Source organism: Streptomyces sp. YIM 130001 (assembly GCF_003574445.1).
GTDB lineage: Bacteria > Actinomycetota > Actinomycetes > Streptomycetales > Streptomycetaceae > Streptomyces.
In genome coordinates, this window is record NZ_KZ984551.1 from 314301 (window position 1) to 331015 (window position 16715).

The window sequence follows — 16715 nt, forward strand, 5'->3', positions numbered from 1 at the left end:
GTCAGTCGCCCTTCGTGAGGATCTGGCGGGGCTCGAGGCGCAGCACCCGGTATCCGGGGATCAGCGTGGCGGCGGCGGCGATGCCGAGTCCTGCCGTGCCGACCTTGCCGATGTCGCCCGCGGTGAGCCGGACGTCCAGCTCGTCGATCGGCTGCTGATCGGGCTCGTCGTGTTCCGGGGGCGCGCCCATGACGTTGGAGCGGTCCTGCTGCCGGCTCCCGCTGTCGTCGCCCTCGGCGTCGGAGACCTCGCCCGCGAGGAGGGTGCCGCCGGCCGTCTCGGCCAGGACCTGGCTCGCGGGTACGGCGAGGCCGACGGCGATCACGGCGCATGCCGCGGTCTCGACCAGATGCTGGCCGAGCAGGCGCGGCTTGCGCTCCCCCATGGCGAGCAGGATGCCGAGCTCGCGACGGCGTTCGCGCAGGGAACTCGCGACGATCAGGGACAGCACGGCGACGCCGGCGATGGAGACCAGCCAGACGGTGAGGGTGGCGAAGCCCGCGGTCTTGGAAATGGGGCCGACGAGCTGCTGGTACTGCTTGTCGTTGACCGCGAGGGGATAGATCTCGGGGTCGAGGCCGAGCTCGGCGGCCCGCTTCTTGAGCTTCGGCAGGTCCCCCGGGCTGCGCAGGGTGAACGTGGCCTCCCGGATGTCCGAGCCCTCGTCGGTCGGGGTGACGGCCGACAGGGAACCGGCCGCGTCCGGGGAGGCGTAGACGAGGTTGCCGGGCTCGGCGAGCGCCGGGCCGTACTGGCCGCTCGATGCGGTGTCGTCGGCGTAGATGCCTCCGACGGTGAACTCCTTCTTCTCGGCCTTGCTCGCGTCGCCGGGGAAGGAGCGCATGGTGACCTTGTCGCCCACCTCGAGCCTGTTCGCCTCGGCGAGGCGCTTCTCCAGGACCAGGACGCCTTGTCCGGTGTCCGGGGCGATGCCCTCGCCCGCGACGATCTCCGAGGTGCCGTTGCGGAACGCGGGCATCGCCGAGAGGTCGCGTACGCCCTCGACCTTGAAGAAGTCGCCCGACTCGGTGTCGGTGGCCGGCGGTGGTGGCACCGCCCGGTACAACTTCAGGTCGTCGGTGGGCAGTCCGGCGGACTCCACCTGGTAGCTGAACCGGGTGACGACCGGGGACTTGCCCAGGGCGTCGGCCTTTCCGCTGCGGAGTCGGTCGCTCGGGTCGATCTGGAGTCCCGACGCTCCGCCGTTCTCCGCCTGTCCGGACTCCATCAGTGCGTTGATGTCGAACGACAGCGTGGCCACGGCGCCTACCTGGTCCTTCGCGTCCCCGGCGGCCCGGTCTGCGGCCGAGCGGATGAGGAATCCGGACAGGACGAGGGCGCAGATGACGAAGAACAGGCCGGTGAGCATCAGGGTCTTGCCGAGCGTGGCGGTCAGGCGCCACCAGGCCCGTTTGAACAGGTTCATGGAAGGTCTCTTCGCAGTCGGCTTCGAACGGTGCGCGCTCACGCTAGGAAGCGGGCGTTTTCGGCAGCGTTCGATGGCGGACCTGCACCCGCGGCCTCTCATACATCCGCCAAACACGGGCTCTGATAGGTATGGGACCACCGCAGAGAACCTCTGCAGAGAACCTCTGCAGAGAACCTCTGCAGAGAACCGCTGCAGACGAACGCTGCAGAGACTCACCGCAGGGACCGCTGCCGGGCTCACCGCGGGGGCTTTCGCACATGAGGAGAGGCACCACCGGCGATGCGTGTACTGATCGTCGAGGACGAGGAGTTCATGGCCGAAGTCATCGGCCTGGGGCTGCGCCGCGAAGGCATCCCGTCCGACACCGTCCACGACGGGGCCGCGGCCCTGGAGAAGCTGACGGTCAACGACTACGACATCGTGATCCTCGACCGGGACCTGCCCGGCGTGCACGGCGACGAGGTGTGCCGCCGCACGGTCTCCGCGCATCCGGACTGCCGCATCCTGATGCTCACCGCCTCGGGCCGACTCGGCGACAAGGTGTCCGGGCTCGGGCTCGGCGCCGACGACTACCTGGCGAAGCCCTTCGATTTCCCGGAGTTGGTGGCGCGCCTGCGGGCGCTCTACCGGCGCAGCTCGCCCGCGCTCGCCCCGGTGCTGCGGCTCGCGGACCTGAGCCTGGACACGCACCGGCGGCAGGCGGTCCGTGCGGGGCGGGAGATCCGCCTCACGCCGAAGGAACTGGCCGTTCTCGAGCTGCTGTTGCGCGCCGACGGTGGTGTGCTCAGCGCCGAGTACCTGCTCGAGAAGGCGTGGGACGAGGCGGCGGACCCGTTCACCAACGCGGTACGCCTCGTCGTGCACACGCTGCGGCGCAAACTGGGCGATCCGCCGCTCCTGCACACCGCGGTCGGCGCCGGCTACTACCTGGCGGAGGGGGCGTGAGCGGGCTGCGCCGGCTCAGTATCCACACCCGGCTCTTCCTCGGCTTCGGGGGCGTTCTGGTGGTGTCCGGTGCACTGATGGTGGCCGCGGTGTATCTCGGGATGCGGTACCTGCCGTCCTACGACCTGGGCACGACCGCGGTGAAGCCGGGTCTGCTGCCCGACTTCGTGCCGGGGCCGCCGTCGGATCGGATGCCGGCCCAGCCGCCGCACGCCGAGCCGCACGGTTCGTACGCCGACACCCAGCGGGTCCGCTCGAAGGAGGACGTGTGGGCGACCGTGCTCACCGTGTCCGTCGCCGGTGCGGCGCTCGTGGCCTTGCTCGGACTTGCGGCGGGCTGGCTCCTGTCGCGCCGGCTGCTCGCCCCGCTGCACACCATCAACAGGGCGGCAGCCCGCGCGGGCGAGGGCGATCTGTCGTACCGGATCAACGCGCAGGGCCCGAACGACGAACTGCGGCAGCTGGCCGACACGTTCGACGAGACGCTGGCGCAGTTGGAGCGCTCGTTCGCCGCCCATCAGCGTTTCGCCGCCAACGCCTCGCACGAGCTGCTGACCCCGCTGGCCGCCACACGTACCGCGCTGCAGTTGGCGGAGACGGACGAGTCGGGGCGCGAACTGGCCCGGCTCGCACCGCAGTTGGCCAAGTCGAACGATCGCAGCATCGAGATCGTGCACGGGCTGCTGCAGCTCGCCGGAGCCGAGCACGCGCTGCCGGACACCGAGCCCGTGGATCTCGCCGAGCTCGTCGCCGAGACCTGCGGCGAGCTTCTGGCGCGGGCCCGGTCCGCCGGCATCGCTGTCGAGTCGGACGTCGAGACCGGGCACCCGATCGCGGGCAACGCCGCGCTGCTGCGGCGCCTGGTGCACAACCTCCTCGACAACGCCCTGACCCACAACGTCCCGGACGGATGGGCACACGTGTCGGTGTACGGCGAGGGCCCGGTGACCCTGGAGGTGACCAACTCCGGGCCGCGGGTGGACGCCGACCGCACGGAGCGCCTCTTCGAGCCGTTCCACCGCGCCGAGTCCCGGGTGCGCAGCGACCGTACGGGCCACGGTCTCGGCCTCGCCATCGCCCGCGCGGTGGTCCGCGCCCACCACGGCACGATCACCGCGACGGCAAACGCGGACGGGGGCCTGACGGTGCGGGCGGACTTCCCCGGGGACGGCTGGCCGGGCCCGAACCGGACCGCTCCGGGCGCCACGCCGAACTCCCCGTATCCGCTCAAGAGTTGAGCTGCTCCAGCGTCTTGCCCTTGGTCTCGACCGCGAGCAGGGCGACGATCGCGCCGATCAGAGCCACGACGGCGAGTTGCGCGAAGACCAGCTTCAAGCTTCCGCCCGCACCGAGGATCCCGCCGACGACGACCGGACCGAGGATGACGCCGAGGCGGTTCCAGAGTCCGCCGAAGGCGGCGCCCTTGGCGCGGTTGCGGGTCGGGTACAGCTCGGGCGAGTAGAGGTAGAGGCCGGCGTTGATGGCGTACAGGAAGAACGTCGTCGCGGAGGCGAACAGGGCGACCTGCATCCCCGAGGTGGCTCCGGCCACGGCGAGGACGCCGAGGGTGAGGGCGCCGCCGCCGAGGGCCGCGACCAGGGCCGGCCGGCGGCCCACGCGGTCGATGAGCATGGCGACGACGAAGGTGCCGAGCAGTCCGGTCACATTGCTGAGCAGGGTGTAGACGAGCGCCGTGGTCAGGTCGAGGCCGAAGTTCTTGGTGTACAGCGACGGCAGCCAGGTGGAGATGCCGTGGTTGACGTAGTAGGCGACGAACCACAGGGACGAGACGATGACGGTTCGGCGCAGGTAGCGGCCGACGAACAGCTCGCGCAGCCGCCCGCGGGTGACGCCCTCCTCCACCCGGTGATCGGCCTGCGCCGGGGTGGGCAGTACGTCGCCGGTGGAGCGGGAGACCTGCGCCTCGATGCGCGCGATGGCCTCTTCGGCCTCTTCGGTGCGGCCTCGGGCGAGCAGCCAGCGCGGGGACTCGATGACGGTGCGCGGCAGCATCGCGGCGAGGACCACCGGCACGGCCCCGATCACGAACATCGCGCGCCAGCCGAAGGTGGGGACGACCCAGACGGCGATCAGACTGGCGGCGGCCAGACCGGCCGGGAAGATCATCTCGTAGATGAGGACGAAGCGGCCGCGCTTGTCGGAGCGGGCGATCTCGTTGATGTACGTGGCGGCGACGGGGACGACGCCGCCGATTCCGAGCCCCTGGGCGAAGCGGAAGAGGGCGAAGGTCTCGATGTTCCAGGCGAAGGCGACGGCCAGCGAGCCGATGGCGGTCACCCCGACGCCGAGGGCGACGGTGCGCACCCGGCCGATCCGGTCGCCGAGCGATCCGGCGAGCAGTGCCCCGATGAGCATGCCGATCGATGCGGCGGTCACGGCGAAGGTGGCCTGGCCGGTACTGAGGTGCCATTCCTCGGTGATGACCGGCAGGGCGGAGGCCGCGAGCAGCTGGTCGAAGGCCTCGAAGAACGTGACGGCGCCGATCATGAATCGGACCTTGACGTGCCACCGGGATTGAGGCAGGCGCTCGAGCCTTGCGGCTATCGAACCTGCGGCAGCCGTGTCGGCCACAGTCGTCATGACGGGGTTCCTTCCGCAGCGGAGAAGCTGCGGCGACCCTAGGGTTGCTTACCTAAGCGGTCAATAGTTAACGGCCTAAATACTTTCGCCGACGACCCGGACACCCCTCCGAGTCGCCTCGGCGACGAGTCGACGAACTCCACTTCAAGAAGTCGTTCACCTCGAGGGGTTGCAAGAACATATTTAAGTGCTTAGATTTCTAGCGCTTGAGCTAATGAGCAACAGGCCCACGCCCCGCCCCTCTTGGAGGTCTTGCCGTGCCTCGCACAGCCCACGAGATCCTGATCGCCGGTCACTGGCGACGCGGCACGGGTGAGCCCATCGACACCGTGGACCCGGCGACCGGACAGGTTCTCGCCACCGTTCACTCCGCCTCTCCCGAAGAGGTCGACGAGGCCGCGCAGGCCGCGGCCCGCGCCGCGGCGGACCCTTCCTGGCGCGATCTGCTGCCGCACGAGCGGGCCGAGCTGCTGTACCGGATCGCCGACCTCACCGAGCAAAGTGCCGATGAGCTGTCCCGGCTGCAGACCGCCGACACCGGCAAGACCCTCACCGAGACCAAGGCGCTTGCGCTGAGCGCGGCCGGTACCTTCCGGTTCACCGGAGCCGCGCTGGAGACCGCCGAGGAATCCCTCACCCCCTCCCGCGGCCCGTACGTCACGATGAGCGTGTACGAGCCGATCGGCGTGGTCGGCGCGATCAACCCCTGGAACTCCCCCGTCGCCTCCGACGCCCAGAAGATCGCCCCGGCCCTGGCGGCGGGCAACGCGGTCCTGCTCAAGCCTGCCGCCTGGACCCCCCTCGTCTCGCTCGCACTCGGCCGCATCATCACCCGGGCCCTGGACGAACTCGGCCTGCCCAGGGCCCTGTTGTCGGTGCTTCCGGGCAGCGGTCGAGTGGTCGGTGACGCCATCGTCCGGCACCCCCTGGTGGGCCGTATCGGTTTCACCGGCGGTACCGGGACGGGCCGGTCCATCGCCGCCGCGGCTGCGCAGAAGCTGATCCCGGCCTCCCTGGAGCTCGGCGGCAAGTCCCCGACGATCGTCCGCGCGGACGCCGACCTCGAACTCGCCCTGTCCGGCGTGCTGTTCGGGATCTTCTCGTCCAGCGGGCAGTCCTGCATCGCCGGTTCACGGCTCTTCGTGGCCCGTGAGATCTACGACTCCTTCGTCGACGAACTCGTCGCCCGGGCAACCAAGTTGCGCGTCGGCCCCGGCACGGACCCCGACACCCAGGTCGGCCCGCTCGTGCACCACCGGCACCGCGACGACGTCGCCGCGCACGTGGAACGGTCGCGGGCCGAGGGTGCCGACGTGCTGTGCGGTGGCTCGGCGCCCGACGGCGAGCGCTTTCGGGACGGCGCCTACTACCTGCCGACCGTCCTGGACGGCGTACCCAACTCGGCGGCCATCTGCCAGGAGGAAGTCTTCGGCCCCGTCCTGGTCGCCCTGCCCTACGACGACGAGGACGACCTGGTCCGCCAAGCCAACGACACCGTCTACGGCCTCGCCTGCGGTATCTGGACCCGCGACCACCGCGCCGCCTGGCGCCTGGCCCGGCGGATCGACGCGGGCACGGTCTGGATCAACACGTACAAGCAGTTCAGCGCCTCCACCCCGTTCAGCGGGACCAAGGACAGCGGCCTCGGCACCGAGAAGGGCCGCGAGGCCATCCGCTCCTACCAGCGGCAGAAGTCCCTGTACTGGGGCACATCGGATGTCCCCCTGCCCTGGGCCAACTGACCCGGCACGCCCGCCCACTGGAGTAAGCCATGCACCAAGCACCCCCGCACGGGCCGATAGCCCGACTGCGCTCCCTGCGCTACGTGGAGCTGCACACCCCCGCCTTCTCCCGGGCCGCCGACTTCTACGAGGAGGTCTGGGGCCTGACGACCGTCGAATCGGACACCGGAGCGCGCTGGCTGCGCGGCACCGGGGACGAGCACCACGTCCTGCACCTGACCGAGCGGGACCGGGTCGGCCTCGGCCGGCTCGCCTTCTGCGTGGGAACGCCCGCCGAGGTGGACGAGGCGGCCCGCCGCCTGGAGGCCCGCGGGATCACACCGGTCTTCGGCCCCGGCCTGCTCGACCAGGCGGGCGGCGGCTACGGACTGCGGTTCACCGACCCCGAGCAGCGGCTCGTCGAGATCAGCGCCGAGGTGCACGCGGTCGCGCCGCGCGGCCGGGACGCCGCGGTGCCCGTCGGGGTGACGCACGCCGTACTCAACACCGTCGACATCGACGCCGCCGTCGCCTTCTACTGCGACGTGCTCGGCCTTCGGGTGTCCGACTGGTCCGAGCACCAGATGGCCTTCCTGCGCTGCAACTCCGACCACCACTGCATCGCGTTCAACCGCGCCGAGTGGACGTCCCTGAACCACGTCGCGTACGAGATGACCTCGGTCGACCACTTCATGCGCGGACTCGGCAGGCTGCGCCACCACGGGATCGTCCCGCAGTGGGGGCCTGGCCGGCACGGGCCCGGCAACAACACGTTCTCCTACTTCACCGACCCGTCCGGACTCGTCTGCGAGTACACCTCGGACGTCGCCCAGATCGTCGAGGACGCCTGGATCGCCCGAGTGTGGCGGCGCGTTCCCGAGCTCTCCGACCTGTGGGGTACGGCGGGGCCGCCGTCGAAGGAGATCCGCTGCCACATGGCGGGCACGCCCGATCCCGGGCCGCTGCACCGCCCGCACCCCCAGGAGGTCACGGCATGAGGGCCGTACGCAAGGTCGGCGTGGTCGGCTGGGGCGCCATCGGCCGGGTGGCCGGCGATGCGCTCGCCGCGGGCGGGATACCCGGCGCCGAACTCGTCTGCATCGTCGACAACCGCCCGCTCGGGGAGACCGCTCCAGCGCCTCAGATGTCCTTCGAACAGGCCCTGGACAGCTGCGACTTGATCGTCGAGGCCGCGGGTCAGGGCGTCGTACGTCAATGGGGCGAGCGAGTCCTGTCCACCGGCACCGACCTGCTGGTCGCGTCCACCGGGGCGCTGACCGACGACGAGCTCGCGAAGCGGCTGCTGTCCGCCGGACCGGGGCGGGTCTACTTCACCGGCGGCGCGGTCGGCGGGCTCGACCTGCTGCAGGCCGTCCGCGGTCTCGGACCGCTCGACTCGGTGACGCTGACCACCACCAAGCTGCCCTCCACCCTCGAACAGCCGTGGATGGATCAGGAGTTGCTCGAGCGCATGCGGTCCGCGGCCGGCCCCGTAATCGTCATGTCAGGCACCGCGCGCGACGTACCCGTGAAGTTCCCGAGGTCGACGAACGTCGCTGCCTCCGTCGCCCTCGCCGTCGGCGACCTGGACGCTGTGCGGGTCCAGGTCGTCGCCGACCCGGGTGCGCTGCGGACCCGGCACGTCATCGAGGCGTCCGGCGCGCACGGCGCGTACCGCTTCGAGGTGGCCCATGCGCCCGACGCGGCGAACCCGGCGACCAGCAGGGTCGTCCCGTACGCCGTACTGCGGAGCCTGGCCGCGCTCGCCGGGCGGACGGGACAGATCCTGTGAGCGCGCCGAGCCTCACCGCCGCCCGGGTGCACGTCCGAGAGGCGGGCGAGCAGGGGCCGTTGCTGCTCTGTCTGCACGGCATCGGTTCCTCATCGGCGGCGTTCACCGCGCAGTTGGCCGAACTGTCCGCGTACGTACGGGTGGTGGCCTGGGATGCTCCCGGCTACGCCGATTCACCGGACCCCGAGGAGCCGCTGGACCTGGACGGTTTCGCCGACGCGGCCGCCGAGGTGATTCGCGCACGCGCCGCTGACGCCCACGTTCTCGGCGTCTCCTGGGGCGGTGTGATCGCGCTGCGCCTCGCCGCCCGCCACCCGGACCTGGTCAGATCGCTGATCGTCGCGGACTCAAGTACCGGTTCGGGTACGGACGAGGCCAAGGCCGCGGGCATGCGAGCGCGGGCCGCCGAACTCGCCGCGCTCGGGCCGCGGGCCTTCGCCGAGTCGCGCGGGCCGCGCCTGCTGTCGGCGAACGCGCCCGACGAACTGGTCCGCCGGGTCGTCGCCACCATGGCGGCCTCCGTACGGCTGCCCGGCTACGGGTACGCCGCCGAGTCGATGGCCTCGGCCGATCTGCGCGCAGAGCTGCCGGGCATCGCCGCCCCCACGCTCGTGCTCTGCGGCGAGCACGACACGGTGACCGGGATCGAGGCCGGACAGGCCATCGCCGGAGCCATCCACAAGACCGCCTACGTGATCGTCAAGGACGCCGGTCACCTGGCCAATCAGGAGCAACCGACGGCCTTCGACGCCTGGGTGCTCTCCCACCTCCGCATCACCGACCGGGTCCCCGAGCACATCGCCCGGTCCTCCACCGAACACCCCACGCACGTCTAGGAGTTCACCATGCCCCTGACCACCACCGAGTACGTCGACGGCGGCGACCTCGCCTCGTACACCGACTCCCTGATCGCCACCAAGGACTCGCGGATCGCCGACTTCGACACGCTGTCCTTCCAGGAGAAGGCCGGCGCCCGGTTCCGGCGCGGCCAGATCCGCTATGTCGGCTCCGGAGCGACCGGCAACCACGAGGGCGACAGCCGCATCCTGCCGTCCGGCGGCTTCACCTTCTCCAACATGCTGCTCCCGCCCGGCGCCGAGGGCCCGGCGCACACCCACCACGACGTCGAGGAGGCCTTCTTCGTCCTGGAGGGCCAGGTCAAGGTGGGCATCCACCGCGGCCCCGACGAGGCGGAGTACCGCACGCTCGGCTACCGGGACATGATCGTCGTGCCGGCCGGTGTCACCCGCTCCCTGAAGAACGAGGGCGATACGGACGCGCTGTTCTGCGTGGTCATCGGCACCCAGAAGCCGCAGGTTCCGAGCTACCCCGAGTACTCCCCCATGCACGGCGTCACCCGTGACTGACCAGGCTCCGGGGGCCGGCGCGGCCGCGGGCGAAGCCCGTACGGTCGTCGTCACCGGCGCGGGCCGTGGCCTCGGTCTGGCCATGGCCCGCCGGGCCGGCGTGGACGGATTCCGGGTCGTCGTCGCCGAACTGGACGACGCCCGGGGCCGCGAGGCGCAGGAGCTGCTGCGGAGCGAGGGCCTCGACGCCCACTTCGTACGCTGCGATGTGGGCGACCCGGACTCGGTTTCCGAACTGGCCGCCCGGACCTGCGAGTTGGGTCCGCTGCACGCTCTGGTGAACAACGCCGCGCTCGCCAACGGGGTGGGCGGCAAGGACTTCCAGGACATCGACGTCGCCGAGTGGGACCGTCTGATGACGGTCAACGCGCGCAGCCCGTGGCTGGTGTCCCGAGCCCTGCTCCCGCAGCTTCTCGCGCACGCTGCGGGCGGCCGGATCGTCAACCTGGCCTCGGACGCGGCCCTTTACGGCTCGCCCCGGCTCGCGCACTACGTCGCCTCCAAGGGCGCGGTGATCGCGCTGACCAGGGCGATGGCCAGGGAGCTCGGCGACCGCGGCGTGACCGTCAACGCGGTGGCGCCCGGCCTGACCGAATGCGAGGCCACCGCGACCGTGCCCGCCGAGCGGCACGACCTCTACCGCCTGAACCGGGCGATCTCGCGGCCGCAACAGCCCGACGACCTCACGGGTCTCGTCGCGTTCCTGCTCGGCGACGAGTCCCGCTATCTCACCGGACAGGTGCTCGCCGTCAACGGCGGCTTCACCATGCACTGACCTGCGGACCGCCGCGGAAACCGGCCGTCGGCACGTACAACGACTGGAGTGTTCACCCCATGGATCTGGGTCTCGCCGACCGCACCGTCGTGGTCACCGGAGGCAGCTCGGGCGTCGGCCTGGCCACGGTCCGCGCCCTGCTGGACGAGGGTGCCCGTGTCGCCACCTGCGGGCGGGACGCCGATCGCCTCGCGGGGGCCACCGCCGGACTGCCGGACGACCGGCTCCTGACATCCGTCTGCGACGTACGCGACGCCGACGCGGTGAACGCCTTCGTCGGCCTGGCCGCCGAAACCTTCGGCAGTGTCGACGGCCTGGTCAACAACGCGGGCCAGTCCCGTATGAAGGGCCTGGACGCCGCCACGGCCGAGGACTGGCGGGACGAGCTGGAGCTGAAGTTCGCCGGTGTCCTGAACCCGCTGCACGCCGCCCGTCCACATCTGAAGGCCTCCGACGCGGCCGCAGTGGTCAATGTCAACGCGGTCCTGGCCAAGCAGCCGGAGACCCGTCTGATCACCACGAGCGCCGCCCGCGCCGGGATCCTCAACCTCTCCAAGTCCCTGTCCAGCGAACTCGCCCCCGACGGCATCCGGGTCAACTCGGTCTGCCTGGGCCTGGTCGACACCGGCCAGTGGACCCGTAGGCATGCGGCCGCCGCCTCCGGTCTCGACTACGCCGACTGGCAGGCGGAGTTGGCGGCCGACCGCGGCATCGCGCTCGGCCGGCTCGGCACCGCCGAGGAGGTCGCCTACGCCGTGGTGGCGCTCCTGTCACCGCGGGCCTCGTACATCACCGGCACCAGCATCGACGTCTGCGGCGGCGTCGGCCGCTCGATCCTCTGAGGAGACACCATGGATTACGACAACGGAGGCGATCTCCTCGTCGCCGTCCTGCGGGAACTGGGCATCGACACCGTCTTCGGCATCGTGAGCGTGCACAATCTGCCGCTCGTCGAGGCCGTCGACCGCGAGCTGCGCTTCGTCCCCGTACGCCACGAGGCCTCGGCCGTGAACGCGGCCGACGCCTACGGGCGGGCCAGGGGCGGCATCGGCTGCGCCCTGACGTCCACCGGCACCGGCGCGGGCAACGCGGCCGGATCTCTCATCGAGTCGCTGAGCGCGGGCAGTTCGGTGCTGCATGTCACCGGGCAGGTGGAGAGCGCCTACCTGGGCGGCGGTCGGGGCTTCATCCACGAGACCAAGGACCAGCTGGGCATGCTGACCGCGGTCTCCGCATACGCCGCCACGGTGCCGTCGGCCGATGCGGCAGGCCGGATCCTGCGTTCGGCCGCCGCCGCGGCCACGTCCGCACCCGGCGGCCCGGCGAGCGTGGAATGGCCGATCGACCTGCAGTACGCGGCGCAGACCGACGCCGTTCCCGGGCCGGCTGCACCGGCACCCGCCGAACCCGATGCCACTGAACTCGCCGCCGCAGCAGCCCTGTTGGCCTCCGCGGAGCGTCCGCTGATCTGGGCGGGCGGCGGCGCGGCCCGGGCCGGAGCCGAGCTGCTGCAGCTGCTCGAGGCGACCGGGGCGGGCCTGCTCACCTCCAACTCCGGTCGCGGCGCGGTACCCGAGGACCACCCGCAGGTCATCGGCAACTTCGCCACCACGCCGGCGGGCCGCGCACTGCTCGCCGACGCCGACGTACTCCTGACCGTGGGCACCCACTTCCGTTCCAACGAGACCGCCGACTACGGCCTCCAACTGCCGGCCGCACACATCCAGATCGATCTCGACCCCGCCGCCCTCGGCCGCGTCTACCCGGCCCGGCACGCCCTGCACGGCGACGCGGCCGGCACGCTCGCGGCCCTGCTGCCGGGAGCCGTGCCCGCCGAGGCGGCCTGGCGGCAGCGCGTCGGTGCCGTGCGGACCGAGGTGCGCACGGCCCTGCACGAGGGCATCGGCCCGCAGGCCGCGATCTGCGACGCGCTGCGGGCCGCACTGCCGCGCCGCGCGGTGGTGGCCCGCGACGTGACGATCCCGTCCAGCAGTTGGGGCAACCGGCTCCTGGAGATGTACGACCCCCGCGACAACGTCTTCCCACGCGGCGGCGGGATCGGCCAGGGCCTCGGTATGGGGATCGGCGCGGCGCTCGCCCGCCCGGACTCCCCCACCGTGGTCATGGCCGGCGACGGCGGCCTCGCGGTACACCTCGGCGAACTGCTCACCCTGGCCCAGGAACGCCCGCGGCTCACCCTGATCGTCTTCAACGACGGGGGCTACGGCGTGCTTCGCAACATGCAGGACCGCTACGCGGACCGCCGCTCGGGCGTCGACCTCGTCACGCCCGACTTCGAACTCCTGGCCCGTTCCTGCGGGTTGCCGTATCTGCGGATCGCCGCCGAGGAGCACGCCGGACCCGTACTCGGTCAGGCCGTCGCCTCCGACGGGCCGGTCCTGGTCGAGGTCGACCTGGCCGCGCTCGGCCCCATGAAGAACCCGTTCACCCCGCCCGTGAAGATCCCGGGCCAGTGAGGAGGCAGCAGCGATGAGCGACAACGCCCTGCAGCTGACGGTGCACCGTATGACCTGGGAGGCCGACAACGTCCTCTCGGTCGAACTCGTCCATCCCGAGGGCAAGCCGCTGCCCGAGTGGACTCCGGGTGCGCACATCGATGTGGAGGCCGGCGCGCACACCCGGCAGTACAGCCTCTGCGGCGATCCCCGGGACACCGGCAGGTACCGGATCGGGGTGCTTGACGAGCCGGCCTCGCGCGGCGGTTCGCGGTATGTGCACAGCAAGCTGCGGCCGGGCCAGCAGCTGACGGTGTCCGAGCCGCGCAACCACTTCGCCCTGGAGGACGCCCCCGCCTACCTGTTCGTGGCCGGCGGGATCGGCGTCACACCGCTGCTCGCCATGGCGCGGGAGGCGGCCGCCCGCGGCTCGCGGCGGCGGTTCGTGTACGGCGGGCGCAGCCGTGGGTCGATGGCGTTCACGGAGGAACTCGCCGCATTCGGCGGCGAGTTGACTCTCGTGCCGCAGGACCAGCTCGGCCACATCGACCTGGACCCGGCGCTCGCCGGACTGCCCGACGACACCCTCGTGTACGCCTGCGGACCGGCTCCGCTGCTGGCCGCCGTGGAGGAGCGCTGCCCGGCCGAGCGGCTGCGTCTGGAGCGATTCTCCGCGCCGGTGGTGGAGCAGACAGGCGCGGACGAGGCCTTCGAGGTCGAGTGCCGCGCCTCGGGCCTCACGCTTCAGGTCGGACCCGACAGCTCGATCCTGCGAGCCGCCGAGGAGGCCGGTCTGAGTGTCAACAGCTCTTGCCAGGAAGGCATTTGCGGATCCTGCGAGACCCGGGTGCTCGACGGCACCCCCGACCACCGCGACTTCCTGCTCAGCGAGGCGGAGCACGCCGCCGGCACCACCATGATGATCTGCGTCTCGCGCCGCGCCTCGGGCCGACTCGTACTCGACCTCTGAACTCCCGCCCCTGACCTGCACTTTCACCATCGCCCCCAGTACCGGAGACACCACCATGACCGACACCTGGCCCTACCTCGAGGTTCACCAGCGCCGCACCCACGAGCCGACACCGTACGAGTTCAAGCTCGCCGCCACCCTCGAGGAGGTGTTCACCGTCGAGGGACACGAACTGACCGACGTGGTCCGTGGCCTGAATGAGCGTCAGGTACACGCGCCGGACGGCCGGCCGTGGACCGAGCAGACCTTCACCGCCGAGCTGGACCGACTGGGAGCCTGACCATGACGCTGTCGACGACCGCCACCGCGGAACACATCTACGCCAACGGCCTGCGCAACCAGTGGCACGCCGTCGTCCCCTCCGACTTCGTGGCTCCCGGCGCGATGCGCAAGGTCACCGCGCTCGGCGAGCAGTGGCTGCTGTTCCGCCGCTCGGACGGCACCGTGTCGATGCTCGCCGACCGCTGCCCGCACCGCGGCGCACCGCTGTCGCTCGGCAAGCACCTGGGTGACCGGGTGGCCTGCTGGTATCACGGCGTGGAGGTGGAGACCGACGGCACGGTCTCGTCCGTGCCCGGCCTGCCCGGCTGCAATCTGGAGGGAAAGAAGCTCGTCGCCGCACCGCCGGTGCGCGAGGTCGGCGGCGCGATCCTCGCCTACTTCGGCGACGAGGAACACCCGGAGCCCGTCGAACTGACCCTCCCCGAGCCGCTCACCGACCCCGACACGGACACGTTCCTGTGCTACGCGGAGTGGAATGTGCCGTGGCGGTACGCGATGGAGAACCTGCTGGACCCGATGCACGGCGCGTTTCTGCACCACGACTCGCACACCATGTTCGACGGTGACACCACGGCCAAGTTCCGCATCCGCGAGACCGAGCGCGGCTACTTCTTCGAGAAGACCGATCAGCGCGGCGTGAACTTCGACTGGGTCGAGCTGTGCCGCACCGGCGTGGACTGGGTGGACCTGTCGATCCCGTACCCGCCGTCGGCCGGCCCCGGCGGCCCGTTCGGCATCGTGGGCATGGCGTGCCCGGTGGACGAGGGCCGTACCGGCGTCTTCTTCTGGCGTTACCGCCGGGTGCAGGGTTGGCAGCGAGCGTCCTGGCGCTTCCTCTACCGCACGCTGATCGAGCAGCGGCACTGGGACGTCCTCGAGCAGGACCGGCTGATGCTGGAGGCGATGCCCGCCGACGCCGACCAGCGGGAGAACCTCTACCAGCACGACCTGGGCGTCGTCCGCCTGCGCCGCCTCTACCGTGCGGCGGCCGAGGCCCAGGCGGCCACCTCCTAGGGCGTGTCCGGAGAGTCCTGCACAACACCCCCGGCACTCACGGCGCCCGGCACTCCCTATCGCGCTGGACCCCTGCTCGCAAGGGGATGCGGCGGGCCCGCGCCGACGCCGTAAGGTTGGGGCGTACGTAAGGGCTCATCGGAAGGAGGCACTGGGTGATCGAGCTCGAGGGGGTTCCCGAGCTGGTCGACCCGGTCATGGTGGCCGCGTTCGAGGGCTGGAACGATGCGGGCGACGCCGCCTCCACCGCGGTCGCGCATCTCGACCGCGAGTGGAAGGGCGAGGTGTTCGCGGCGCTCGACGCGGAGGACTACTACGACTTCCAGGTCAACCGGCCCACGGTCTGGCTCGACGACGGTGTGCGCAAGATCACCTGGCCGACGACCCGGCTCTCGGTGGTCCGGGTGGGCGGCGAGAAGCCGCGCGACCTCGTCCTGGTGCGCGGCATCGAGCCGTCCATGCGCTGGCGGTCGTTCTGCAACGAGATCCTCGGCTTCGCGCACGAGCTCGGCGTGGAGCTGGTCGTGGTGCTCGGCGCACTGCTCGGCGACACCCCGCACACCCGCCCGGTGCCGGTCAGCGGCGTGACCTCGGACGCCGATCTCGCGCGCTCGATGAACCTGGAGGAGACCCGCTACGAGGGTCCGACCGGCATCGTCGGGATCCTGCAGGAGGCCTGCACGCATGCGGGTGTGCCCACGGTGTCGCTCTGGGCGGCCGTACCGCACTACGTCTCGCAGCCGCCGAACCCGAAGGCGACCCTGGCGCTCCTCAACCGCCTCGAGGACCTGATCGACCAGCGCATCCCGCTCGGCGATCTGGCGGAGGACGCACGCGCCTGGCAGATCGGGGTCGACCAACTGGCCGCCGAGGACAGCGAGGTCGCGGAGTACGTCCAGTCCCTGGAGGAGGCGCGGGACACCGCGGAGCTTCCCGAGGCGTCGGGCGAGGCGATCGCCCGCGAGTTCGAGCGCTATCTGCGGCGCCGCGACGGGGGCCCCGGGCAGCCCGGCGGTCACGCCACGGACGGCGGGGACTCCGCCTCGTATCTGCGGGACACCACATCGGACCGCACCCGCCCGCCGAAACCCCAACTGCCGGACTCCGGGGGCCTCGAGGCATCGCTTCCCGAGGCCGCTGACGCGGGTACGCCGGCCGGGACCGGCGACAGCGGGTCGGGCGCCGAGCCCGAGGACACGGCGCCCGACGACACGTCCGACGACGACACGGACGACATCACCGCCGGTGACGGCCGGTCCGACGAGGCCTCCGCCGACACGGAGGACGACGCCGGCGACGGCGCCGAGAGGGACGGCCGGGACGGCGGCGCAGGCTCCGCCTGACGAGGAGGCCCGCACGACAC

The 16715-nt window shown here is 71.4% G+C and carries 16 protein-coding genes; 14 read left to right on the forward strand and 2 right to left on the reverse strand.

Annotated features, from left to right (window positions below; all coding sequences use genetic code 11):
* Position 1: 1 nt before the first annotated feature.
* Positions 2 to 1426, reverse strand: a complete 1425-nt coding sequence (locus tag DSC45_RS09235; RefSeq protein ID WP_119288939.1) for an ABC transporter permease — start codon at positions 1424 to 1426, stop codon at positions 2 to 4.
* 282 nt (positions 1427 to 1708) lie between these two features.
* On the opposite strand from DSC45_RS09235, the gene DSC45_RS09240 reads away from it, so the two are divergent.
* On the forward strand, positions 1709 to 2374 hold the full coding sequence (locus tag DSC45_RS09240) for a response regulator transcription factor (protein ID WP_119288941.1): 666 nt from the start codon (positions 1709 to 1711) through the stop codon (positions 2372 to 2374).
* Positions 2371 to 3612 (forward strand): sensor histidine kinase, encoded by a 1242-nt coding sequence (locus tag DSC45_RS09245; RefSeq protein WP_240434548.1) that lies wholly within the window; start codon positions 2371 to 2373, stop codon positions 3610 to 3612. Before DSC45_RS09240 ends, DSC45_RS09245 begins: the two co-directional genes overlap by 4 nt.
* Here DSC45_RS09245 and DSC45_RS09250 read toward each other — a convergent pair.
* On the reverse strand, positions 3602 to 4975 hold the full coding sequence (locus tag DSC45_RS09250) for an MFS transporter (RefSeq protein ID WP_119288942.1): 1374 nt from the start codon (positions 4973 to 4975) through the stop codon (positions 3602 to 3604). The two genes, DSC45_RS09245 and DSC45_RS09250, sit on opposite strands and share 11 nt — an antisense overlap.
* Positions 4976 to 5232: 257 nt before the next feature.
* Here DSC45_RS09250 and DSC45_RS09255 point away from each other — a divergent pair, with 257 nt between their 5' ends.
* The 12 genes from DSC45_RS09255 (at position 5233) to DSC45_RS09310 (ending at position 16695) form a co-directional block, all read left to right on the forward strand.
* A complete protein-coding gene (locus DSC45_RS09255; protein WP_119288944.1) occupies positions 5233 to 6717 on the forward strand; it encodes an aldehyde dehydrogenase in 1485 nt (494 codons plus the stop codon).
* A 29-nt stretch (positions 6718 to 6746) separates the two neighbouring features.
* Complete coding sequence (locus tag DSC45_RS09260; RefSeq protein WP_119288946.1) at positions 6747 to 7694, forward strand: VOC family protein; 948 nt, start codon at positions 6747 to 6749, stop codon at positions 7692 to 7694.
* On the forward strand, positions 7691 to 8488 hold the full coding sequence (locus DSC45_RS09265) for an aspartate dehydrogenase domain-containing protein (protein ID WP_119288947.1): 798 nt from the start codon (positions 7691 to 7693) through the stop codon (positions 8486 to 8488). The genes DSC45_RS09260 and DSC45_RS09265 overlap by 4 nt, the downstream gene beginning before the upstream one ends.
* The gene (locus tag DSC45_RS09270; protein ID WP_119288949.1) at positions 8485 to 9324 is read left to right on the forward strand and encodes an alpha/beta fold hydrolase; all 840 of its coding nucleotides are present in this window, start codon (positions 8485 to 8487) and stop codon (positions 9322 to 9324) included. Before DSC45_RS09265 ends, DSC45_RS09270 begins: the two co-directional genes overlap by 4 nt.
* A 9-nt stretch (positions 9325 to 9333) precedes the next feature.
* Positions 9334 to 9855: a cupin domain-containing protein gene (locus tag DSC45_RS09275; RefSeq protein ID WP_119288951.1), complete on the forward strand. Its 522-nt coding sequence runs from the start codon at positions 9334 to 9336 to the stop codon at positions 9853 to 9855.
* Positions 9848 to 10630 (forward strand): SDR family oxidoreductase, encoded by a 783-nt coding sequence (locus DSC45_RS09280; protein WP_276145450.1) that lies wholly within the window; start codon positions 9848 to 9850, stop codon positions 10628 to 10630. Before DSC45_RS09275 ends, DSC45_RS09280 begins: the two co-directional genes overlap by 8 nt.
* 59 nt (positions 10631 to 10689) lie before the next feature.
* Positions 10690 to 11472: an SDR family oxidoreductase gene (locus DSC45_RS09285; RefSeq protein ID WP_119288954.1), complete on the forward strand. Its 783-nt coding sequence runs from the start codon at positions 10690 to 10692 to the stop codon at positions 11470 to 11472.
* Positions 11473 to 11481: 9 nt separating this feature from the next.
* On the forward strand, positions 11482 to 13107 hold the full coding sequence (locus DSC45_RS09290) for a thiamine pyrophosphate-binding protein (protein WP_119288956.1): 1626 nt from the start codon (positions 11482 to 11484) through the stop codon (positions 13105 to 13107).
* Positions 13108 to 13120: 13 nt separating this feature from the next.
* The gene (locus DSC45_RS09295; RefSeq protein WP_119288957.1) at positions 13121 to 14056 is read left to right on the forward strand and encodes a PDR/VanB family oxidoreductase; all 936 of its coding nucleotides are present in this window, start codon (positions 13121 to 13123) and stop codon (positions 14054 to 14056) included.
* A 55-nt stretch (positions 14057 to 14111) separates the two neighbouring features.
* Positions 14112 to 14336: a recombinase-like helix-turn-helix domain-containing protein gene (locus DSC45_RS09300; protein ID WP_119288959.1), complete on the forward strand. Its 225-nt coding sequence runs from the start codon at positions 14112 to 14114 to the stop codon at positions 14334 to 14336.
* A 2-nt stretch (positions 14337 to 14338) separates the two neighbouring features.
* Positions 14339 to 15352 (forward strand): aromatic ring-hydroxylating oxygenase subunit alpha, encoded by a 1014-nt coding sequence (locus DSC45_RS09305; protein ID WP_119288961.1) that lies wholly within the window; start codon positions 14339 to 14341, stop codon positions 15350 to 15352.
* A 155-nt stretch (positions 15353 to 15507) separates the two neighbouring features.
* Complete coding sequence (locus DSC45_RS09310) at positions 15508 to 16695, forward strand: PAC2 family protein (protein ID WP_240434549.1); 1188 nt, start codon at positions 15508 to 15510, stop codon at positions 16693 to 16695.
* The last annotated feature ends 20 nt before the right edge of the window (positions 16696 to 16715 follow it).